General features: G+C 60.3%; 26 protein-coding genes. 13 read left to right on the forward strand and 13 right to left on the reverse strand.

The genetic code is table 11. The features are described 5' to 3' along the window. Positions 1-155: 155 nt before the first annotated feature. Genes Q3Y53_RS00470 through fabI form a run of 3 tightly spaced genes read right to left on the reverse strand, consistent with a single transcriptional unit; the run spans position 156 to position 3,106 of the window. On the reverse strand, positions 156-1,625 hold the full coding sequence (locus tag Q3Y53_RS00470; protein ID WP_303531585.1) for a carotenoid oxygenase family protein: 1,470 nt from the start codon (positions 1,623-1,625) through the stop codon (positions 156-158). A 60-nt stretch (positions 1,626-1,685) separates the two neighbouring features. Continuing rightward, positions 1,686-2,294 (reverse strand): imidazoleglycerol-phosphate dehydratase HisB, encoded by a 609-nt coding sequence (hisB, locus tag Q3Y53_RS00475; RefSeq protein WP_303531588.1) that lies wholly within the window; start codon positions 2,292-2,294, stop codon positions 1,686-1,688. 29 nt (positions 2,295-2,323) lie between these two features. Next, positions 2,324-3,106 (reverse strand): enoyl-ACP reductase FabI, encoded by a 783-nt coding sequence (gene fabI, locus Q3Y53_RS00480; protein WP_226425042.1) that lies wholly within the window; start codon positions 3,104-3,106, stop codon positions 2,324-2,326. An 83-nt stretch (positions 3,107-3,189) separates the two neighbouring features. On the opposite strand from fabI, the gene Q3Y53_RS00485 reads away from it, so the two are divergent. Beyond that, complete coding sequence (locus Q3Y53_RS00485) at positions 3,190-4,101, forward strand: FAD-binding domain-containing protein (RefSeq protein WP_303531592.1); 912 nt, start codon at positions 3,190-3,192, stop codon at positions 4,099-4,101. Between the two features lie 14 nt (positions 4,102-4,115). Next, on the forward strand, positions 4,116-4,556 hold the full coding sequence (locus Q3Y53_RS00490; RefSeq protein WP_303531594.1) for a hypothetical protein: 441 nt from the start codon (positions 4,116-4,118) through the stop codon (positions 4,554-4,556). Here the strand turns inward: Q3Y53_RS00490 and Q3Y53_RS00495 are convergent. Continuing rightward, positions 4,538-5,056, reverse strand: a complete 519-nt coding sequence (locus Q3Y53_RS00495; protein ID WP_186514519.1) for a hypothetical protein — start codon at positions 5,054-5,056, stop codon at positions 4,538-4,540. The two genes, Q3Y53_RS00490 and Q3Y53_RS00495, sit on opposite strands and share 19 nt — an antisense overlap. A gap of 57 nt (positions 5,057-5,113) precedes the next feature. On the opposite strand from Q3Y53_RS00495, the gene Q3Y53_RS00500 reads away from it, so the two are divergent. After that, positions 5,114-5,707: a thioredoxin family protein gene (locus Q3Y53_RS00500; RefSeq protein ID WP_186515395.1), complete on the forward strand. Its 594-nt coding sequence runs from the start codon at positions 5,114-5,116 to the stop codon at positions 5,705-5,707. 10 nt (positions 5,708-5,717) lie between these two features. Next, positions 5,718-6,959 carry a DegT/DnrJ/EryC1/StrS aminotransferase family protein gene (locus Q3Y53_RS00505; RefSeq protein ID WP_303531600.1) on the forward strand — a complete coding sequence of 414 codons (1,242 nt, stop codon included), beginning with the start codon at positions 5,718-5,720 and terminating at the stop codon, positions 6,957-6,959. Here Q3Y53_RS00505 and Q3Y53_RS00510 read toward each other — a convergent pair. From Q3Y53_RS00510 to folK, 3 genes are read right to left on the reverse strand one after another with little or no spacing between them, the layout of a single operon-like run. After that, a complete protein-coding gene (locus Q3Y53_RS00510; protein WP_303531603.1) occupies positions 6,938-8,371 on the reverse strand; it encodes an FAD-binding domain-containing protein in 1,434 nt (477 codons plus the stop codon). The genes Q3Y53_RS00505 and Q3Y53_RS00510 overlap by 22 nt on opposite strands. Further along, positions 8,371-8,931 carry an NUDIX hydrolase gene (locus tag Q3Y53_RS00515; protein ID WP_226424925.1) on the reverse strand — a complete coding sequence of 187 codons (561 nt, stop codon included), beginning with the start codon at positions 8,929-8,931 and terminating at the stop codon, positions 8,371-8,373. Before Q3Y53_RS00515 ends, Q3Y53_RS00510 begins: the two co-directional genes overlap by 1 nt. Positions 8,932-8,949: 18 nt before the next feature. After that, positions 8,950-9,447, reverse strand: coding sequence for a 2-amino-4-hydroxy-6-hydroxymethyldihydropteridine diphosphokinase (gene folK / locus Q3Y53_RS00520; protein WP_303531607.1), 498 nt, complete (start codon positions 9,445-9,447; stop codon positions 8,950-8,952). Positions 9,448-9,534: 87 nt separating this feature from the next. Here folK and Q3Y53_RS00525 point away from each other — a divergent pair, with 87 nt between their 5' ends. Together Q3Y53_RS00525 and Q3Y53_RS00530 are read left to right on the forward strand one after the other, a co-directional pair. Further along, positions 9,535-10,944 carry a hypothetical protein gene (locus Q3Y53_RS00525; RefSeq protein WP_303531609.1) on the forward strand — a complete coding sequence of 470 codons (1,410 nt, stop codon included), beginning with the start codon at positions 9,535-9,537 and terminating at the stop codon, positions 10,942-10,944. A gap of 8 nt (positions 10,945-10,952) precedes the next feature. Continuing rightward, the gene (locus Q3Y53_RS00530; protein WP_303531611.1) at positions 10,953-13,061 is read left to right on the forward strand and encodes a putative cobaltochelatase; all 2,109 of its coding nucleotides are present in this window, start codon (positions 10,953-10,955) and stop codon (positions 13,059-13,061) included. A gap of 50 nt (positions 13,062-13,111) precedes the next feature. On the opposite strand, the gene Q3Y53_RS00535 is transcribed toward Q3Y53_RS00530, so the two are convergent. Then, on the reverse strand, positions 13,112-13,972 hold the full coding sequence (locus Q3Y53_RS00535; protein WP_303531612.1) for an MlaD family protein: 861 nt from the start codon (positions 13,970-13,972) through the stop codon (positions 13,112-13,114). 5 nt (positions 13,973-13,977) lie between these two features. Further along, positions 13,978-14,736: an ABC transporter ATP-binding protein gene (locus Q3Y53_RS00540; RefSeq protein ID WP_303532729.1), complete on the reverse strand. Its 759-nt coding sequence runs from the start codon at positions 14,734-14,736 to the stop codon at positions 13,978-13,980. Positions 14,737-14,885: 149 nt separating this feature from the next. On the opposite strand from Q3Y53_RS00540, the gene yvcK reads away from it, so the two are divergent. After that, entirely contained in the window at positions 14,886-16,241 is a 1,356-nt protein-coding gene (gene yvcK / locus Q3Y53_RS00545; protein ID WP_303531614.1) for a gluconeogenesis factor YvcK family protein, read from the forward strand. A 7-nt stretch (positions 16,242-16,248) separates the two neighbouring features. On the opposite strand, the gene Q3Y53_RS00550 is transcribed toward yvcK, so the two are convergent. The 3 genes from Q3Y53_RS00550 to Q3Y53_RS00560 are packed head-to-tail and all read right to left on the reverse strand — an operon-like array spanning position 16,249 to position 17,917. After that, a complete protein-coding gene (locus Q3Y53_RS00550; protein WP_303531617.1) occupies positions 16,249-16,815 on the reverse strand; it encodes an NAD(P)H-quinone oxidoreductase subunit J in 567 nt (188 codons plus the stop codon). Continuing rightward, positions 16,812-17,552 (reverse strand): NADH dehydrogenase subunit K, encoded by a 741-nt coding sequence (locus tag Q3Y53_RS00555; RefSeq protein ID WP_303531620.1) that lies wholly within the window; start codon positions 17,550-17,552, stop codon positions 16,812-16,814. Before Q3Y53_RS00555 ends, Q3Y53_RS00550 begins: the two co-directional genes overlap by 4 nt. A 2-nt stretch (positions 17,553-17,554) precedes the next feature. After that, the gene (locus Q3Y53_RS00560; RefSeq protein ID WP_011363234.1) at positions 17,555-17,917 is read right to left on the reverse strand and encodes an NAD(P)H-quinone oxidoreductase subunit 3; all 363 of its coding nucleotides are present in this window, start codon (positions 17,915-17,917) and stop codon (positions 17,555-17,557) included. Between the two features lie 83 nt (positions 17,918-18,000). Between Q3Y53_RS00560 and Q3Y53_RS00565 the strand changes: the two genes are divergently transcribed. The 6 genes from Q3Y53_RS00565 to Q3Y53_RS00590 all read left to right on the forward strand — a co-directional run bounded on the left by Q3Y53_RS00565 (position 18,001) and on the right by Q3Y53_RS00590 (position 20,213). Then, on the forward strand, positions 18,001-18,399 hold the full coding sequence (locus Q3Y53_RS00565; RefSeq protein WP_226424919.1) for a rubredoxin: 399 nt from the start codon (positions 18,001-18,003) through the stop codon (positions 18,397-18,399). A gap of 9 nt (positions 18,400-18,408) precedes the next feature. Beyond that, on the forward strand, positions 18,409-19,410 hold the full coding sequence (locus tag Q3Y53_RS00570) for a photosynthesis system II assembly factor Ycf48 (RefSeq protein WP_226424918.1): 1,002 nt from the start codon (positions 18,409-18,411) through the stop codon (positions 19,408-19,410). A gap of 71 nt (positions 19,411-19,481) precedes the next feature. Then, positions 19,482-19,730 carry a cytochrome b559 subunit alpha gene (psbE, locus tag Q3Y53_RS00575; protein ID WP_006850675.1) on the forward strand — a complete coding sequence of 83 codons (249 nt, stop codon included), beginning with the start codon at positions 19,482-19,484 and terminating at the stop codon, positions 19,728-19,730. A gap of 3 nt (positions 19,731-19,733) precedes the next feature. Next, positions 19,734-19,874: a cytochrome b559 subunit beta gene (psbF, locus tag Q3Y53_RS00580; RefSeq protein ID WP_166015669.1), complete on the forward strand. Its 141-nt coding sequence runs from the start codon at positions 19,734-19,736 to the stop codon at positions 19,872-19,874. An 8-nt stretch (positions 19,875-19,882) separates the two neighbouring features. Continuing rightward, entirely contained in the window at positions 19,883-20,002 is a 120-nt protein-coding gene (locus Q3Y53_RS00585; protein ID WP_006852026.1) for a photosystem II reaction center protein L, read from the forward strand. Positions 20,003-20,012: 10 nt separating this feature from the next. Next, complete coding sequence (locus Q3Y53_RS00590) at positions 20,013-20,213, forward strand: photosystem II reaction center protein J (protein ID WP_011363231.1); 201 nt, start codon at positions 20,013-20,015, stop codon at positions 20,211-20,213. Positions 20,214-20,309: 96 nt separating this feature from the next. Here the strand turns inward: Q3Y53_RS00590 and Q3Y53_RS00595 are convergent, their stop codons facing one another. Further along, entirely contained in the window at positions 20,310-20,588 is a 279-nt protein-coding gene (locus tag Q3Y53_RS00595; RefSeq protein WP_303531657.1) for a hypothetical protein, read from the reverse strand. Positions 20,589-20,606 lie beyond the last annotated feature (18 nt).

A 20,606-nucleotide genomic window follows, 5' to 3' on the forward strand; every position in this document is an offset into this window, starting at 1 on the left:
CAGATGCTCCCTGTTTTGACGGAGCCGCTCGGTGACGTAACTGCTGGCTGCCTTGTGGGGACCAGCATGGATCCACAGCATCCGCTCGTCACGATTGATCTGCGGACGCGTGAATGACGTTGGCACCCGTGAGGCCTGCGAAAGGCCTCAACGTATCAGCGTTGGGGTGCCCAGCTCCCGTGCAATCCATGGGGAACAGCCAACGGCAGCTCCAGCACCGCCACCTCAGTCAGATCACGGGCATGGAGGATCACCAAGTCGGATGCGGAGCGGGCCCCGTTCCACACCAGGTCCAGCACCCAGCCGTCGTCTTCGGCTTCAGCACCGGGACGACGCACCATCAACGGCTCACTCACAAAGCCCCTGGGCGCCGCACTCCAGGTGTGGGTCGCCCCGGAGTGCAGATCAAGTTTCTGGATGGCCTGCAACGGATCGTTGCCCGTCTCCCGCTCAGCCACCGCCATCCAGGCGAAGCAGGCGCTGCGGCCCTGACGCTCGGGGTTGACCATGGCGAACTCACAGGTGCGCTCGCTGATCCGCTCGGTCTGCACCGATTCACGACTGAGATCGAGGCGGCACCGGTGCAGGATTCCCTCCGGCACCGTGTCGAAATCCACCTGAGCGAAGTCGTCATCGGGGCCGATGGACGGGAAATCGTCGTAGACGATGCTCTCCACCACAACGTGATCACCGTCCTCGAAAGCGTTGAGGTGATGGAAGACGAAGCCGTCGGGGGCTTCGAGGATGCGGGGCTTCTGGCCAGCGAAACGACCGGAGTCGCGGGGGATCAACCAGAAGCGCCCCTTGCCACCGGGTTGGGATGCCAGGCACTGGGCCGCGCCCTTTTCGCCGGTCACAAACGGCAGGGGATTGAAGGCGATGGCGTTCTGGAGGAACACCGCCCAGTTGGGGGTGATGGCGAAATCGTGGAGGAAGGCGAAACCGGGGAAGCTGTCGGAACGGTCGTGCAGCAACGTGCCGGCCTCAGGGCCATCGGTGGCGAACTCCATCAGGCGGATGGTGCTGCGGGGCCCGGTCTTGACCCCGAAGGTGACCATGCAGGGTCGGCCGTTGTGGCCGGGGTCGAAGCGGGGGTGAGCACTGAACGCCTCGCCCTTTTTCAACACTCCATCGAGGCGTGAAAGGCCGCGAGTCTCCAGGCTGCGCGGATCGAGCGCATGGGGTTCCGCCGCCTCCCAGAGGGCCAACAGCTGATCGCCCAGACGCACCACGTTGGTGTTGGCGATGTTCTTCAAGCGCAGGTCAAAGGCGTTGGCCAGCCGACCACCGGGCTTCTGGCTGCCGAAAACCCCGCGGTAGAGCACCTTGCCGGCCTTCTCCTCCGCCAGCCAACCCTCAGTGCGCACAAAACGGTTGCTGAGGGAGACGCTGCCGTTCTCAAACCGCATCGCCGCGATCATGCCGTCGCCATCGAAGGGGTGGTGCACCCGATGCCCATCCCGCTCAAGTCGTCCAGGTCCATTGCGATAGAACGTGCCCTGAAGCTCCATCGGCACCGTTCCACGCACCGGAGTCAGCGCTACGTCAGTCAGTTCCTCCTCAACATTGACAAAGGAACTGGCCCAGTCGCTGCGGTCGTAGCTGCGGGCGGGGGCAACGGTCACGGGCGAACGATCAACGTCCGCCCATCTTCTCGGAACGGACTGTGAAGCGCGCGGCCGGCCTCAGCTGGCGCCGGCTTGCTCCAACACACCTTTGCTGCTGGGGATCGCGCCGGCACGGCGGGGATCCACCTCCGTGGCCATGCGCAGGGCCCTGGCAAAAGCCTTGAAGCAGGCTTCAACGATGTGATGGGAATTGACGCCGTCCAGCTGACGGATGTGCAGTGTCAGTCCGCTGTTGTTAACCACCGCCACGAAGAACTCCTTCACCAGCTCGGTGTCGTACGTGCCGATCTTTTGGCTGGGAATCTCAAGGCTGTAGCTGAGGTGGGGGCGACCGGAACAATCCAAGGCCACCTGCACCAGGGCCTCGTCCAGCGGTGCAACGAAGTGACCGAAGCGGTGGATGCCGCGCCGGTCCCCCAGGGCCTGGGCCAGGGCCTGCCCCACGGCAATGCCCACATCCTCATTGGTGTGGTGATCATCGATGTGGGTGTCTCCCACCGCCTTGATCTCCAGGTCGATCAGGCCGTGGCTACTGATCTGATGAAGCATGTGGTCGAGAAACGGCACACCGGTGCTGGCCTGGCACTGGCCGGAGCCGTCCAGATCCAGACGCACCTTCACATCGGTTTCACCAGTGACCCGATGGATGTCTCCCTGGCGTGCCATCACTCGACCTTCAGTTCCCTCATCGTGCCTCACATTCCCGTGACGCAGTAGCCCGCATCCACATAAATGGTCTGGCCGGAGATTCCGCTGGCCAGGTCACTGAGCAGGAAGGCAGCGGTGCCACCCACCTCCATCTGGGTGACGGTGCGGCGCAAGGGAGCCTTTTCCTCAACGTTGTGGATCATCTCGAGGATGCCGCCGATGGCTGAGCTAGCCAGGGTGCGGATCGGGCCGGCGCTGATGGCGTTGACGCGCACTTGCTTGTCGGGACCCAGCTCTGCCGCGAGGTAGCGAACGGACGCCTCCAGAGCCGCCTTGGCGACACCCATCACGTTGTAGTTAGGGATCGCCCGCTCAGCACCGAGGTACGAGAGCGTGATCACGCCAGCCTTCTCGCTGAACAGCGGCTTGGCATGGGCACAGAGGGGAGCCAGGGAATAGGCGCTGATGTCGAGGGAACGGGCGAAGCCTTCAGCGGTGGTGGCGCTGTAGTCACCGATCAGCTCTTCCTTGCCGGCAAAGGCCAGGCAGTGCACCAAACCATCAAGAACGCCCCACTTCTCCTTGATCTCGCCGAAGACCTCAGCCATCTGGTCGGCATCCTGCACATTCAGAGGCAGGAAGAGGCTGGGCTCGAGGGGCGCGGTGAGTTCACGCACCTTGGCCTCAAAGCGGCCCTTGTCGTCGGGCAGGTAGGTGATGCCGAGTTCAGCACCGGCCGCCTTGAGCTGCTGAGCAATGCCCCAGGCGATCGAACGGTTGTTGGCGATGCCGGTGACGAGAATCTTCTTGCCGGTGAGATCAAGCAGCATCAGGACAGACCGGAACGGGTTGAATTCGCGCGATTCTCCCCCATCCCCCGCCAAGATCACCGCTCCTTTGCTGCCAAAGGCCGGTGTCCAGCGCTGCGTCACCCCCGATCAACGGCGACCTGCCACGGCAATTCGCCTCACGCGATGCGCTGAATACCCTGTTGGCGCAGGAGTTCCCAGGGGCGGAAGGGGAGCTCAGCCCGATCCGTGGTGGGCGTGAGGCAGCCGAAGAGAAGCTGCGGCGCATTGACGCAAGGCGCTACGCCAAAAGCCGAAACCACCTCAAGGGCGCAGTGACCGGGCTGTCGCCCTACATCCGCCACGGCGTGCTGAGCCTCGCGGAGGTGCGCGATGCCGTCTTTGCACGGATCCGCAACCGCGATGAAGGCGGAAAGTTGATCAACGAACTCGGTTGGCGCGACTTCTGGCAACGGATGTGGCTCGACCTGGGTGACGGGATTAACAACGATCAGGAACCGTTCAAGACGGGCCATGACGCTGGTGCCTATTCCCGGGAGCTGCCGGCCGATGTGCGCGACGGGAGCACGGGGCTGGCCTGCATGGATGGCTTCCGCGATCAACTGGTGAGCACCGGCTGGCTGCACAACCACACCCGCATGTGGATGGCCTCCTGGCTCGTGCATTGGCGACGGGTGCACTGGAAAGCCGGTGCCGACTGGTTCCTGGAGCACCTGCTGGATGGCGATCCGGCCAGCAACAATCTGAGCTGGCAATGGGTGGCCAGCACCTTCAGCCACAAGCCCTACTTCTTCAACCGCGGCAACCTGGAGCGCTACAGCGACGGGCAGTACTGCGACGGCTGCCCCAGTGCCAACTCCTGCCCCTTCGAGGGCAGCTACGACCAACTGGAGAACCAGCTGTTCGCTCCGATGCCAGCCATCCGGGACATCGGCAACGACCGAAACCAGCAACGCAACCGCCAACGCCGGAACAGCGGGGGCGCCAGTGCCGCTCTGGCCCGTCCCAAGCGATAAGCAGGAGATTCTCCATGACGTTTCAACGCCCCATCCTCTGGATTCACGAGGAGGCTCTTGGTGCTAACAACCCAGCACTGCAGGCCTGGCCTGATGCCCCAGCGGTGTTCGTGTTCGACACCCGCTGGATCCAAAACGCACGAATCAGCCGCAAACGGCTTGGTTTCCTCTACGAAAACGCCCTCGACCTTCCCCTCACCTTGCGCAAGGGGGATGTGGCCGCTGAGGTGCTGGCATTTGCCCGTCGCCATCAGGCCGATGGTGTGATCAGCAGCAGCACGGTGGATCCACGCCTGGAGCGGATCGGCGAAGCCATCGATGCAGAACTGCCGCTTGAACTGCTGGAACCCGAACCGTTCGTGGAGCTTCCGCGGCCACCCCGGCTGGGGCGATTCAGCCGCTATTGGCGCGCAGCCGAAGCTGTGGTGTGGGAGGGCTACTCACCAGCCCGTTGATCCCTCAACAGCTGCCGGGCCCGCTTCAATTCCTCCACGGGATTGGTGAGCAGGTCTTCCTCTTCGAGTGAGGGCAGCTGCACAGGAACCACCTGATCGTCGCTCCGGGGCGGCTCAGTCCACTGCCAGCGGTCCTCAGGGGCGCGTGCCTGGCACAGAGCCTCCAGCTCCTTCTCCAACAGAGCTCGCACATCGCGCCGGGCCACGGCATCGAAAAACTCCTGACGGGTCGCCAGCCCGGAACTGAACGGAGTGGCTCCATTGCCGTTGAACAAGCGGGCAGGATCCGGCAGCCATCGGGGACGACACACCCCCGGGAAGCTGGTGTCTGTCTCCAGATAGATGTGGAGCCCATAGCCATCGGGCTGGTTCACCACAGCCACCCCGTCATGGGGGGAATGGCGCTGCAGGGGGTACAACCGCCAGCTGGGTGGTTCCTTTGGAGCACCGCAGGCCCCCAGCAGCAGGGCAAATCCCCAAAGCAGACGCAGGCGCGGCATCCATCACCACCGGAGGTGGCCATCCTGAAGCAGATTCGCCGCATCTGCCTGCGCGTTATGGCCCTGACACCATCCACGATGCTGGCGCTCGGCACATGCCTTCCTAGTTTTGATCTTCCCCAGGTCACCGGCGGCCGGCTGAGCAGCGGTTCTCTGGACCAGCGACCCGTGCTGCTGATGGTGCTTTGCGCCCATTGCCCGTTTGTGAAACACGTGGAACCTGAGCTCACTCGGCTGGACAACGACTTCAGCAATGCGGTGCAGTTGGTCGGCGTCAGCAGCAACAGCCTGATCACCCACCCCCAGGACGGACCGGGACAACTGGCAGATCAAGCCCAGCGTCACGGCTGGAGCTTTCCCTACCTCCTGGATGAGCAGCAAATCCTGGCCCGAGCTCTCAAGGCCGCCTGCACGCCGGAGTTCTATCTGTTCTCACCCGACGGCAAAGGCGTACAAAGCCTGCGCTATCGCGGCCAGTTGGACGACAGCCGACCCGGCAATAATCAGCCCCTCGACGGCCGAGACCTGCGGGCCGCCCTCGATGCCGTGCTGACGGGAACTCCTGTCAGCACAGACCAGACGGCCTCGGTGGGATGCAATGTGAAGTGGAACCCCGGACAAGAACCGGAGTGGTTCGGCGGAGCCACTTAAGCTTTCCTTTATGCAGGTACCTCCCTTCAGCCTCGGCCAGCAGATCAACGATCTCGGTGTGGACCTCGAAGAGGCGGTTCTTGCGGTGTTGCGAAGCGGTCAGTACATCGGCGGACCGCAGATCAAACAATTCGAAGAGGCCTTTGCCGTCAGCGTCGGCTGCGAGCATGCCGTGGGCTGCAACAGCGGCACCGACGCGTTGATCCTTGCCCTTCGTGGCCTTGGGATTGGTGCAGGTGATGAGGTGATCACCTGCTCGTTCAGTTTTTTCGCCACCGCTGAGGCCATCAGCGCCGTCGGCGCCATACCGGTGTTCGTGGATGTCGACCCCAGCACCTACCTGATCGATTTCGAACAAATCGAAACCGCGATCACCCCGGCCACCAAGGCCCTGATGCCGGTGCATCTATTTGGCCGTGCGGTGGACATGACTCGTCTGATGGCCATTGCCGAGCGCCATCAGCTGAAGGTGATCGAAGACTGCGCCCAGGCGACGGGAGCCCGTTGGCAGGGCCAGGCGGTGGGGAGCTTCGGAGATGCGGGCTGCTTCAGTTTCTTCCCCACCAAGAACCTTGGTGCGGCTGGAGACGGTGGTGCCGTCACCACCCGCGATGCCGAGCTAGCTCAGGCCATGCGCGAGCTTGCCGTGCATGGCATGCCCGAGCGCTACTTGCACACAAGCCTTGGATACAACAGCCGACTTGATGCAATTCAGGCAGCAGTTCTGAATGTGAAACTGCCGAAGCTGGAGAGCTGGATCAGCAACCGCACAGCCATTGCCTCCCGTTACCGAGATGCCCTTGGGGATCTCCAAGGACTCACCCTGCCTTCCTCCAACGAAGGCCACAGCTGGAACCAGTTCGTCGTGCGCATTGGCAGCTGCCCCAGCGGTCAACCGCTCTGCAACGCCAGCTGTAATCCCTCCACCACCAGTGCACGCCACGGGATCCCGGAGAGCTGCTGCCGCGACTGGCTCAAACAAACCCTGCAGGAGCACGGTGTGAGCACGATCATCTATTACCCGATCCCGATTCACCGGCAACCTGCCTACGCCCACCTCGGCTTAAAGCAGGGCTCCCTGCCGGTGACAGAACAGCTCTGCAGCCAAGTTCTCAGCCTGCCGATCTTCCCTGAGCTAAAGGAAGACCAGCAACAAACGGTGATCGACACCCTGCGCCAACTGCTGGTGTCCAATGTGCCAGCCCAGTTCCGCCGCAGCGAAGGTCGCGATCAGGACCGGATGGTGGCGTAAAGCGCCTTGAACTTGGCCTGCTGCCTCTTGTGATCCACCAGTGGTTCGGGGTAATCCCTCCGCTCGAGGGCACCGATCTCTCCGCTGAGCAAATCCTTGGTGTTCACATGGCGCAGCTCCGGCACCCACTGGCGGATGTAATCACCGGCTGAATCGAACTTGGAGGCTTGAGTAGCGGGGTTAAAGATGCGCAGCGGCTTGGGATCCATGCCGCTGCTGGCACTCCACTGCCAACCACCGTTGTTGGCAGCTAGGTCGCCATCCACCTCCAGTTCCATGAAGGCGCGCTCGCCCCAGCGCCAGTCGCAGATCAGGTCTTTCACCAGATAAGAGGCCACGATCATGCGGCAGCGGTTGTGCATCCAGCCGGTCTGGTTGAGCTGGCGCATGGCGGCATCGATGATCGGCATGCCGGTCTGGCCTTCCTTCCAGAAGTCGAACCAGTCCTCGTTGTTCTCCCAGGGGAAGCGGCGCCACTGCTCGCGGTAAGGGCCATCCGCCAGTTCCGGGAAGTGGAACAGGGCCTGCTGGTAAAACTCGCGCCAGCCCAGCTCCTGCTCCCACACGGCGATGGCCTGCAAATGCTCCTCACTGCGGGCTTGCTCACGGGAGTCCTGGGCAGCACACCAAGCCTGGCGGGGGCTGAGCGTGCCGACGCTCAGGGCAGCACTGAGGTAAGAGGTGCCGGGAGTGCCGGGGAAATTGCGGTCAGGCTCATAGCCGAGCAACGGCCCATCGCAAAACGCGGTGAGTTGCGCCAGCGCCGCCGCCTCGCCAGGACGACAGGGGCAGATCTCGGCGCCCTTGAAACCATGGCTCCCCCGCAGCACCTCCAGAGGATCTCCGGCCGGCACCTGAGCGGGATCGAGATCCAACAGAGCGGCGGGGGCAGCAACACTGCTGGGTTGCTTGGCCAACACCTGGCCTCGCCAGTTGCGCAAAAAAGGGCCATACACACGGTATGGGGCACCACCCCCGGTCTTGAGCAGCTCAGGAGCGATCAGCAGCTGATCCCAATCCACCACCACCTTGCGACCATCGGCCTGTAATTTTTTGGCCAGCTGGCGGTCCCGCTCACGGGCATAGGGCTCCACGTCGCGGTTCCAAACCACAGCATCAGCACCGATCTGCTCCGCCAGCTGCGGCAATACCGCCACCGGGTCGCCATCCACGATCAACAGACGACTACCGGCCTCGCGCCAGCGCTGCTGCAGTTCCACCAGGCTCTCGATCAGAAACCAAAGCCGGGCCGGCGCCATTGGTGGCAGATGATCAGGCGGGTTGATCACCTGCGGGTCGAGCACGTACACCCCCGTCACCGCCGGACTGATGTCCGCAGCAGCCACCAAGCCGAGGTTGTCCGTAATGCGCAGATCGCGGCGGTGCCAGAACAGAACGCGAGCGGTGGTCATCAGAGGCCGAGAAGTTGCTTGGCGCGGAACCAGGCCGTGACGCTCTTGCCATCGAGCCATTCATCACCGGAGGCCAGGGCTGCATCCAGGGCTGCCGGACTCATCCGCACCACCTCCAGGTCTTCATCATCGTCACCAGCGGGTGGGTTCTCCAAAGGGGTGAGTTCCCGGGCCAGGAAGCAGTGGATCACCTCATCCGAATACCCGGGGCAAGGGAGCATCGGGCCCAGAACATCCCAGCGTGCAGCGCTGTAACCGGCTTCTTCCCCCAGCTCCCGCTGCATCGATTCCAATGGGTCTTCGCCCTCTTCAAGCGTGCCGGCGGGGAACTCGAGCAGTCGAGCCTGCACTGCGAAGCGGTACTGGCGCAACAGCACCACCTGGCCGTTATCCGTAATCGGCACCGCGAGGGAAGCGCCTGGGTGACGGATCATCCCGAAGGTGGCCTCCACCCCCATCGGCAACTTGATCCTGTTGCGCTCGAAACGAAGCTTGCGAGCATCCACCGCCTCAACGGTGTCCAGCAACTCAAAGGGCTCCGGGGCCGGCAGCGGCGCCATGGGATCAGGCGAGATGGGTCACCAGCATGGCGGGTGAGTGCACTGCATCGCCTGGAGCAGCGGCTCCAGCACAAAGCGGCGCAGGTGCATCCGTGGATGGGGCAAAACCAAGCGGGAATGCTCGAGCCGCAACTCACCCCAAAACAACAGGTCAAGATCCAATGGTCGGGGTCCCCAGCGCTGCTCTCGCTGACGATCGCGGCCGCACCTCTGCTCCAAGAGCTGCAGCTGCTCCAGCAACTCGAGCGCCGCCATTTCAGACGGCGGCCGTTTCACGCGAGACATCAGAAGAACGGCATTGCAATACGCGTCTTGGCCTGGCGGCCCCCCGACCGGCTGGGTCTTTAGAAACGATGAACAACGCACATCTCGAGCATCAGCATCGCCCCACTCCACAAGCAAATCGCTCAGTCGCGGCGCGATCCAACGCAACGTGGATTCAGGAGGTCCATACGAGCTGCTCAGATTGGCCCCAAGTCCAATGGCAAGCGCTGATTCAAGCGGGAACGATGCCATTGCAATCGTGATGGCAAAGCACGACTCAACCCTACGAACCGAAGCGTGCAATGATTAATTTATTAAATTGCTGAGCAGGTTGAGGGAATGTTTTTCGATCAACTCCTCGCAAAATTTCGAACCAATTCAGCCAAGCGAATCGGCAACAAACGCGCTGGAGCTCAACAAGGGGAGCCAAGATCCAGATCGTTAACTGAACAACCCTACCTTCAGCCCAACGAAAACTTCAACACAAAAAGCAAACTCAACACAGCGTTTAGTGATATTGAAAAGGCCATCCAAAGCGAAGGTCCCTCGAACGAACTCCTACTCAAAAAGGCAGAACTGCTTTTGCGCAAGGGCAAATTCCATCAAGCACGACGAATCCTCAACGAGCTCAGCCAAAGCAAAAACGACTCCAAAGCGTCAAATTCAGCCAAGAAATTACTGAAGCTATCTCAACAACTCCAACAAAAAACCAGTGCGAATAAAACCAATAATCTTTTCGAGCATTTAAATGAAACCGCCAAAAAGTATCACCAAAAACTACTTGACTTGCCTCAAGCAGAAAATCAATGCAATGATTTTGAATTAACTCAACAGATACGCAAGGAAGCTCGCAGAGCACGAACTACAGAACTGCCAAAGCTTTCCTGTGAGTTGATTGAACTAACACTACAAGCGGGCCACGAATCACCCTGGCTGCTCCATGACAAGGCCATATCCCTCAGCATGATGGGCCAGCAAAAGCAAGCGCTGAGCCTTTTAGAGGAGCTCAAAAAAGACAGAACGGGAGAAAAACTTACGAAGTCTATCGAAAAAAATATTGAAGAAATCAAGAAAAATTCAAAGCAAAATCAATTAAAATCAAAGGCATGTCTCGCTAAGCAGTCAGTATTAGCAGCCAAGGCCAAAAAACTCAATTTCCAACTCCCGGAAAAAATCAATGAAAGAACCAACATAAAAGCACTCGTCTTCAAACAAGCCCGAGCCTGCCTAGGCGATAACCCTCAGGCATGCCTCAGCCTTGTTGACTCGATTCTCGACTATTTTCCAGGAGACCTCGCCTCTCTTCAATTAAAAGGAGAAGCGCTTGCAGAGCTAAAACAAAACGACGAAGCAATACAAATCTGGAAAGAACTCACACACTCAAAAACCGAAAAAATTGCCAAAAAAGCCCGCGCACTAATCTCTTTGGTCTTGACACAAGAAGCAGGTCCAGTCAGCGCCAACAGGCCTCCAAAAGCCGTGATTTCATCAATCATAAAACAGCATCTCAATTACAATCTTGCGCCTGAATTAAACAAAGAAATAAGTGAGATTCTCTTAAAAATCGAGCCTTTAAATCCTGATTCGGTGACCCCGGAGTTACGACAACACCAACTCCAGCTCCTACTCAACACTCTGACAATCGAATTTCTCGAGGCTCATCTGCATGAGCAAGGCCGTTTAAATCTGGCTGCAGCGGCAGCTCAAAAGCCAGGCACGATCCGCAAGACTGGCCCGAAAGCGGGTTGAAGGCCTCCATGGTGGCAAGCGGTGTAGGGATCAAAGACGACCAGGCGACCCGCGCCTTTCCCCTAGCTGCCATTACCGGCCATGGGACCCTCAAGCTCGCCCTCTTACTGGCGGCAGTCGACCCTGGCTTGGGTGGAGTGGTGATCGCGGGTGGGCGCGGCACCGGCAAATCAGTCTTGGCAAGGGGATTACATGCCCTTCTTCCCCCGATCGACGTTCTTGACGCTGAAGTGGGTGTGGGGAGAAATCTTGATCCACAAAATCCAGAGGAATGGGACGACGCCACACGTGAACAGATCAGCGGCGAAGCTCCATCAACGGTGATCCCTGCCCCCTTCGTTCAGATCCCCCTCGGCATCACAGAAGACCGTCTGGTGGGAGCTGTTGATGTAGCCGCCTCACTCTCCAGCGGTAGTGCTGTGTTTCAGCCCGGGCTGCTGGCAGATGCCCATCGCGGAGTGCTCTACGTCGATGAGCTCAACCTCCTTGATGACGGCATCGTCAATTTGATGCTGGCGGCCGTGGGCAGCGGCGAAAACCGCGTTGAGCGGGAAGGTCTCAGCCTCAGCCACCCCTGCCGCCCCCTGCTGATCGCCACATACAACCCAGAAGAGGGCAACGTTCGCGATCACCTGTTGGATCGCTTTGCCATCGCGCTCTCGGCCAATCAGCTGGTGAGCACCGAGCAGCGGGTGGAAATCACCAACGCAGTGATCAGCCACGGCCAATGCAGCCGCAGCTTCGCTGAAAAGTGGAGCGAGGAAACCGATGCCCTGGCCACCCAACTGCTGCTGGCCCGCCAGTGGCTTCCGGATGTGCAGATCAGCGGCGAACAGATCGAATACCTCGTCACCGAAGCCATCCGCGGCGGCGTAGAAGGGCACCGCTCCGAGCTCTACGCCGTACGGGTGGCCAAGGCCCATGCCGCCCTCAGCGGTCGGGACCGGGTGGAAGCCGAAGACTTGCAAGTCGCCGTGGCCCTGGTGATCGCCCCGCGGGCCTCCCAGATGCCGCCACCGGACCAGCAGATGGAACCACCACCGCCACAGGACCAGGAGCCGCCGCCACCGCCCCAGGACCAGGGCGATCAACAACAGGAGAACCCACCACCACCGCCGGAGGGATCCGGAGAGGAGGAGAACGAACCTCCGGAAGACAACAGCGAGGACGACAACACCGATGATGACGAGGGTGATGGCGAGGAGGACCAAGCTCCTCCGGCAGTCCCTGAGGAGTTCATGCTCGATCCCGAGGCGATCGAGGTTGACCCCGATCTGCTGCTGTTTAATGCCGCCAAATCCAAAAGCGGCAACAGCGGCAGCCGTTCGGTGGTGCTCAGCGACAGCCGTGGTCGCTACGTGAAACCGATGCTGCCCCGCGGGCCGGTCCGCCGGATCGCGGTGGATGCCACCCTGCGGGCAGCAGCGCCGTATCAAAAGATCCGTCGGGAGCGGGAACCAGATCGCAGCGTGATCGTGGAAGAAGGCGATTTGCGGGCCAAGTTGCTGCAACGCAAAGCCGGTGCCCTGGTGGTGTTCCTGGTGGATGCCAGTGGCTCGATGGCCCTGAACCGAATGCAGAGCGCCAAAGGTGCCGTCATCCGGCTTCTCACCGAGGCCTACGAAAACCGCGACGAAGTGGCCCTAATCCCCTTCCGGGGCGATCAGGCTGAGGTGCTACTCCCGCCCACCCGCTCGATCACCGCCGCCCGACGCCGACTGGAGTCGATGCCCTGCGGCGGCGGTTCACCTCTGGCCCATGGCCTCACCCAGGCCGCCCGTGTCGGCGCCAATGCCCTCGCCACTGGCGATCTCGGCCAGGTGGTGGTAGTGGCCATTACCGACGGACGCGGAAACGTGCCGCTCAGCACCTCCCTGGGCCAACCCCAACTGGAAGGCGAAGAGAAGCCCGACCTCAAACAGGAGGTGTTGGATGTAGCGGCCCGCTACCGGATGCTCGGCATCAAGCTGCTGGTAATCGACACCGAGCGTAAGTTCATCGGCAGCGGCATGGGCAAAGACCTCGCCGAAGCCGCAGGCGGCAAATACGTTCAACTGCCCAAGGCCAGCGATCAGGCAATTGCAGCGGTTGCGATGGACGCCATCAGCAACATCTAAGCAGCACGATATCGGATCGAAATCACACCAATATCGACCCGATACCGTGCCTACTGAGCGGTTTGCACCGGATAGATTTCGCCAAACAATTCACCCAAGCCGATGGTGAGATTGCGCACACCCTTCATGAATTCAGGGTCACCTGTCAGTTGCGCCACATCGCCACCCACAGCATCGATCTTGGCGGTGAGCTGGGCAGCATTGGCGGCCGTTTGCTTGAGCTCACTCACCGTCTGGGGATTGTCGAGGGAGGAGACGATGTTGTTCACGTGAGCCGTGGCCGCCTCCAAATTGCGAATCACGGGAGCGGCCTTGGCCAATTCATCCTGCAACTGCACCGTCAGCGCCTGGAATTCCTTCGTGGTGGCCTCAATCTGCTCGAGTGAGGCAGCCACATTGGGGATCACCCGTTCGTCCTGAACCTGTGCCAGCAGTTCCTGCATGGTTGCGGTCACGGTCGAGAGGCTGGGGGCCTCTCGACCCACAACAGTTCCACCGTTGCAGAGCTGACGCGTTGGCTGACAATCGGCCCCACGGGGTAAGGGTGCGTTCTTGGGAAGTGGAGGTCCACCGCTGAACAGTGCCACCTGGGCGTCACCACCCAGCAGCGAGCCTGCTCCCACCGTGGCCGTCACGGGGAGAGGCAAGCGCAGATCACCTTTGTCAATCTCAAGCTCAGCCACCACAGCCTCAGGCGTGACCTCAATCGAGCGCACCGAACCAACAAGGATGCCCCGATAGGTGACAGGAGAACGCTCTGCCAGACCAGCCGCATCGTTGAAACGGGCGGTCAGGGACCAGTGGCTGGACCCCAAACGAACCCCTCTGAGCCAAAGGGCCGTTGAAGCAAATCCGATGATGCCGCCAATCACCGTGAATCCGACGATGGCATCACGAACGCTGCGTCGCATGGTGGTCAGTGCTCCGCCGGTTGCATCGGTCCGCGCAGGCTACCCGTCCTGAACTGGACGACATAGGGGTTGTCCGTGGTGCGGAACGCATCCACCGAGCCTTCCCACTGGAACTGACCGTCGTAAAGCATCACCACCCGTTCCGCAGACCGTTCAATCGTGCTGCGCACGTGGCTCACCACCACAGAACATCCCTGCGCCACGGTGGTGGTTTTCACAATCAAGTCCTCGATCCGCGTGCAAGCCACGGGGTCGAGCCCTGCTGTGGGCTCGTCATACAACAGCAAAGGCATCGACTGATCCCCCCGCTGAGGATCATCAATCAGGGCACGGGCGAAACTCACCCGCTTCTGCATGCCACCACTCAATTCACCGGCATAGAGGTGGGCCACGTCGTAAAGCCCCACCGCCTCAAGGCAGCCATGCACACGTTCGCGAATCTCCTGCCGCGACAGCTGCGCCCGTTCCCGCAGCAGGAAGCCGACGTTCTCCTCAACGGTTAGCGATGCCAACAGAGCGGGGTTTTGAAACACCAGCCGCACGTCCGGCGGATCGGTCTGGTCCAGCCGCAGGTAGGTCTGCGGTTTGTTGAACAAGCGAAGCTCACCGCTGGTGGGCAGCTGCAACCCGGCCAGCAGACGCAGCACTGTTGACTTCCCCGCCCCCGATGGCCCCACCACCGCCAAACGCTCACCAGCCCGCAGTGTCAGGTTGACCCGATCAAGAACAGGCCGAGGTCCCCACTGCATCGTGAGGTCCCGCATCTCCACGACGGGTTGAAGCTGCGGCACGATCTGGGCCGAAAAACACAGACATCCTGCCGCCTTTCCGCAAGCTCCGTACAGTTCGGTGAACTTGCTGACCAAGCCGTTCCTTGGCGCGAAAGCCCCCGACAAGCAGACGCCAAGCCCGGATGATGCGCGATCAACGGCGACGGGATCTGATGACCCGATCCCAAAGGGCCGTGCGCTGGTTGCAACCTGGCCTGGTGGTCAAACGCTGGCTGCTGACGTCCGGCCTGGGCCTGTTGATGGCGCTGCTGGGGGCCGCAGTCTGGGCCGACCTAAAACCGATCTACTGGATTCTGGAAACCCTCAGCTGGCTGCTGAGCACCCTCACCACCGTGTTACCCCGCGAGATCACAGGCCCCCTGGTGGTGGTCATCGGCAGTGGCCTTTTGCTGTGGGGGCAGAGCCGCAGCTTCGGCTCGATTCAACAAGCTCTCGCCCCCGACAAAGACACCGTTCTGGTGGATGCCCTGCGGGCCAAAAGCCGCTTGAACAGGGGGCCCAACATCGTGGCCATCGGGGGCGGAACAGGCTTATCGACCCTGCTGAGCGGCCTGAAGCGTTACAGCAGCCACATCACGGCCATTGTCACCGTCGCTGACGACGGCGGCAGCAGCGGGGTTCTCCGACGGGAACTGGGGGTGCTCCCCCCGGGCGACATCCGCAATTGCCTGGCCGCCCTTTCTACCGAAGAGCCACTGCTCACCCGCCTGTTCCAATACCGCTTTGCGGCCGGGAGCGGTCTGGAGGGGCACAGCTTCGGCAATTTGTTTCTCTCAGCCCTCTCAGCGATCACGGGCAATCTGGAAACAGCCATCACCGCATCAAGTCGAGTGCTGGCCGTGCAAGGTCAGGTAGTGCCGGCCACCAACGTGGATGTGCAGCTCTGGGCCGAACTTGAAAACGGCCAACGGATCGAAGGGGAAAGCAACATCGGTCACGCCCCCAGCCCGATCGTTCGACTGGGCTGCAGTCCTGAACGACCGCCGGCCCTGCCCCGGGCACTCGAAGCGATCGCCAATGCCGACCTGGTCGTGCTCGGGCCGGGCAGCCTTTACACATCCTTGCTCCCCAATCTGCTGGTGCCAGAACTGGTGAGCGCCATCAAACGCAGCAAGGCACCAAGGCTCTACATCTGCAACCTAATGACGCAACCCGGCGAGACCGATGGCCTAGATGTACGAGGTCACATCCGAGCGATCGAAGCACAGCTTGCCAGCCTTGGTATTGAACCCAGACTTTTTAATGCCGTCCTGGCCCAGGACGACCTGCCCGATTCAAATCTGGTGCGCTACTACCAAAGTCGCGGAGCCGATCCGGTGCGTTGCGATGCGGAAGGGCTCCGCTCGGACGGCTATGACGTCACCCAAGCACCACTGCAGGGAGTGCGGCCGACGGCAACACTGCGCCACGATTCGCGCAGCCTTGCCCTCGCGGTGATGCGGTTTTACCGCAGCCACCGTTCCCAGAACGCCTCGTGAACCGCGTTCAATAGGCGTCCTGCATTTCGTAGAAATCAGGCTGAACGTAGTCCTTACGCAGCGGCCAACCTTTCCAGTCTTCAGGCATCAGCAAGCGCTTGGGATGCGGGTGCCCCTCGAAATGGATGCCATACATGTCGAAGGTTTCACGCTCCTGCCAATCCGCACCGCGGAACAACCCATAGATGGATGGGAGCGAAGGGGTTCCCTCACGGTTGAGGAAGACTTTGATCCTCACTTCCCGCAATGTGGCGGAAGGGTCAGAAGCCATCGCCTCAACCTGTTCCGCCATCGCCAACAGGTGATAGAAGCAAACCAGCTGCTCACCAGGGCCTTCGTCGTAGCCCCCCTGACACTGCAGATAGTCGAAACCGTTGCTCTTAAGAGCAGCAACAATCATCGGAAGCACGGCAGCTTCAACACCGATCTGCTCAACGCCGAGATGGTCAGGCTCCAGGCTGTTGTGATCAAAGCCTTGCTTGTTCAGCCATTGGCTCACAGGACCAGACTCGGGAGCAACAACAGCACCCGCTTCATCGGAGGCGACAGTTTTTTTGGAAGGGGTTTCGCTCATGACTCGACAGGATCAGCAGCAGGGGTGAGCACGGCTGCATCGGTGGCCAGGGTCTGACCGGCCGGAGCTGCAGCCAGGGCAGCTTTTTGGGATTCAGCCCGGAGGTAGGCGCCGGTCACAACAGGCTCCACACGCTTCATCTGATGGGAGACCGTCATATAGCGATGGGTCTGCTGATGCTTGCGCCGCTCCGCCAACGACTCATCCCCAACTTTCTTGCGCAGCTTGATCACGGCGTCAAAAATGGCTTCGGGGCGGGGCGGACAGCCCGGTAGATAAAGATCCACCGGAATCAATTTGTCGACGCCGCGCACCGCGGTGGTGGAGTCAGCGCTGAACATGCCACCGGTGATGGTGCAGGCACCCATAGCGATCACGTACTTCGGCTCTGGCATCTGCTCATAAAGCCGGACCAGCGCGGGAGCCATCTTCATGGTCACCGTGCCAGCCACGATCAAAAGGTCGGCCTGACGCGGAGAACTGCGCGGAACAAGACCAAAACGGTCAAAGTCGAAACGGGAGCCGAGCAAAGCTGCGAACTCAATAAAGCAGCAGGCCGTTCCATAAAGGAGGGGCCAGAGACTGCTCAAACGAGCCCAGTTGTGCAGATCATCCAAGCTGGTGAGGATGACGTTTTCGCTGAGGTCGTTGGTGACCGTCGGGGTACCAATCGGACCGCAGCTGGCTTCGCGCAGATCACGAACAGCAGAAATGGAGGGGGATGTGTTTTCAGACATGACTAGCTCCACTCAAGGGCGCCTTTGCGCCAGGCGTAGGCCAATGCCACCAGGAGAATGGCGATGAATATCAAGGCCTCAATGAAGGCCAACAAGCCGAGACGGTTGAACGCAACAGCCCAGGGATAAAGAAACACAGTCTCCACATCAAAGATGACGAAGACCAACGCAAACATGTAGTAGCGGATATTGAATTGAATCCAGGCCCCGCCAATGGGTTCCATGCCGGATTCGTAGGTGAGCTGGCGCTCACCGGCACGGCTTTTCGGCGCCACCAACTTGTTGGTCACCAGAGCCAACACAGGTACAGCTGCTGCAATCAGCAGAAACCCCAGGAAGGCGTCATAGCCGGGCAGGGCAAACATGGAGGTCCCCGTAGGTCGAGCCAGTCTGGCATTCACTGCCGAGAGTTGTCGCCGATAGAGTCGACTCGCCCAGCATCACAGCGGTGAGCGACGAACAACAGTCCGTCCAGCCGGTCGAATCGACCGAAGCGGTGGAGCCAGCGGTTGAAACCACCCCGGAGAGCGACACACGGACCCACCGTTTCGAATGTCGCAGCTGTGGCTACGTCTACGACCCAGAGGAAGGCGTCAAAAAGGTTGGTATCGAAGCCGGCACGGCTTTCGAAGATCTCGATCCGATGTCGTTTCGTTGTCCGGTCTGCAGGAGCAGAGTGGCCGCTTTCCGCGACATCGGCCCGCGCGCCAAAGCCAGCGGCTTCGACGAAAATCTGAATTTCGGCCTCGGTGTCAACCGAATGACCCCAGGACAGAAGAATGTTCTGATCTTTGGCGGCCTTGCCCTCGGCTTCGCCTTCTTCCTATCCCTTTATTCCCTGCGCTGAGGCCAACCCATGAAACGTCTGTTGAACTCTGCGACCCAGCTCATACTGGTTTTTGTGTTGGGGATCAGCCTCAGCGGCTGCGTTACAACCCACGTCCCCACGGCCACCACCAGCCCCTGGCAGGCCATGGATCTCGACACCCAGGCCAACCCACTGGATGTGGCCTTCACCGACAGCCGCCACGGCTATCTGGTGGGCAGTAACCGGATGATCCGGGAAACCAATGACGGTGGCGCCCACTGGAATGAGCGCAGCCTGGACCTACCCGACGAAGAAAACTTTCGTCTGATCAGCATCGACTTCAATGGCGATGAAGGCTGGATCGCAGGACAGCCAGGGCTGCTGATGCACAGCGATGACGGCGGGCAGAACTGGACCCGCCTGTTCCTCGACACCAAATTGCCCGGCGAGCCCTACCTAATCACTGCCCTGGGAAGCCATTCCGCAGAACTGGCCACCAACGTGGGGGCGGTCTACGAGACCCATAACGATGGCAGCAGCTGGGAAGCCAAGGTGACCGACGCCGCGGGTGCCGTCCGGGATCTGCGTCGAAGCAACGATGGCAGCTACGTGAGCGTGAGTGGCCTCGGCAACTTCTATGCCACATGGGAACCGGGAGATTCCGTCTGGCAGGTGCACCAGCGCGTGAGCAGCCAGCGGCTGCAAAGCATCGGCTTCCAACCCGATGGCAATCTCTGGATGGTTGCTCGCGGTGCTCAGATCCGCCTCAACGATGAGCCTGGAAATTTCGACAGCTGGAGCAAGGCGATCATCCCGATCACTAACGGCTACGGCTACATGGATCTGGCGTGGGATGACGACGGAGCCATTTGGGCCGGCGGCGGCAACGGCACCCTTCTGGTGAGCAAAGACGGCGGCGACAGCTGGGAAAACGACCCTGTCGGGGACCGTCAACCCAGCAACTTCACCCGCATGGTCTTCGACGGAGAGCATGCCTTTGTGCTGGGTGAGCGGGGCAACCTGCTCCGTTGGGTGGGCAACGCTGTGTAACTGAGGTAACGCCTCAGCCTCACCACACCAGAGCCACCTCCTAAGATCCTTGTTCTGACACGCCCAACGCTATGGCCGCCGGCTCAACAGGAGAACGACCGTTCTTCGAAATCATCACGAGCATCCGTTACTGGGTGATCCACGCCGTGACACTGCCTTCCATCTTTTTGGCAGGCTTCCTGTTCGTGTCCACCGGCCTCGCCTACGACGCTTTCGGCACCCCTCGCCCCGATGCTTATTTCCAAGCATCTGAGAGCAAGGCTCCCGTGGTGAGCCAGCGCTATGAGGGCAAATCTGAACTCGACATCCGCCTGAAATAAGTCATGACACAAGCTCCACCCGTCGCCACCACGCCACGCAACTATCCGATCTTCACGGTGCGTTGGCTGGCGTTGCACACCCTTGGCATCCCGACGGTCTTCTTCCTTGGCGCCCTCGGCGCGATGCAGTTCATCCGCCGCTGATCTGACCCATGGAACGCAATCCCAACCCCAACAACCTTCCGGTTGAGCTCAACCGCACCAGCCTGTACTTGGGCCTGCTGTTTGTCTTCGTAACCGGAGTGCTCATGTCCAGCTACTTCTTCAACTGAGGATTATTCGATGAGCGGAAAAAAATCCCCGTATCCCGACGGTCGAATTCCCGATCGCAATCCTGATGGAACACCGGCTGTACCCTGGAGAAGCCGTTGGACCGAAGGCGTTCTTCCCCTATGGCTGGTTGCCACTGCAGGCGGAATGGCAGTTCTGTTCGTTGTGGGCTTGTTCTTCTACGGGTCATACACCGGAGTTGGTTCCGCCTGATCAAAGCGTGAGAATTTGATTGCACCAAAGCCGGCATAATGCCGGCTTTTTTATTGAAGACCTCCTTAATAGAGCCGAGCGGGCCAACACTCAGACCTAAGAACCCGCCAACAAAGCAAATGTCCTCGCTTGCAATAACTCGGATGCTCGAATGATCTCCGACTGCTTACAACTAAGGGCATAATAAAAGTCTAATTGCTCTTGCAATGCTTGCAACTTAGGAGCATATTCAGCGTCCACTTTTGATTGTATTTGCGACCTTAGCTCCTGGATCTGGCCCTCAAGCTCATCAATCAATGACTGAGATTCATCTACCTTGGATATTAATTCGTGAATAGCCATTTCAATGCCATCTTGCTTTTCAATATTCTCCATACATGACATTGATTGCTC

The organism is Synechococcus sp. YX-04-1 (assembly GCF_030546365.1).
Lineage (GTDB): Bacteria > Cyanobacteriota > Cyanobacteriia > PCC-6307 > Cyanobiaceae > Parasynechococcus.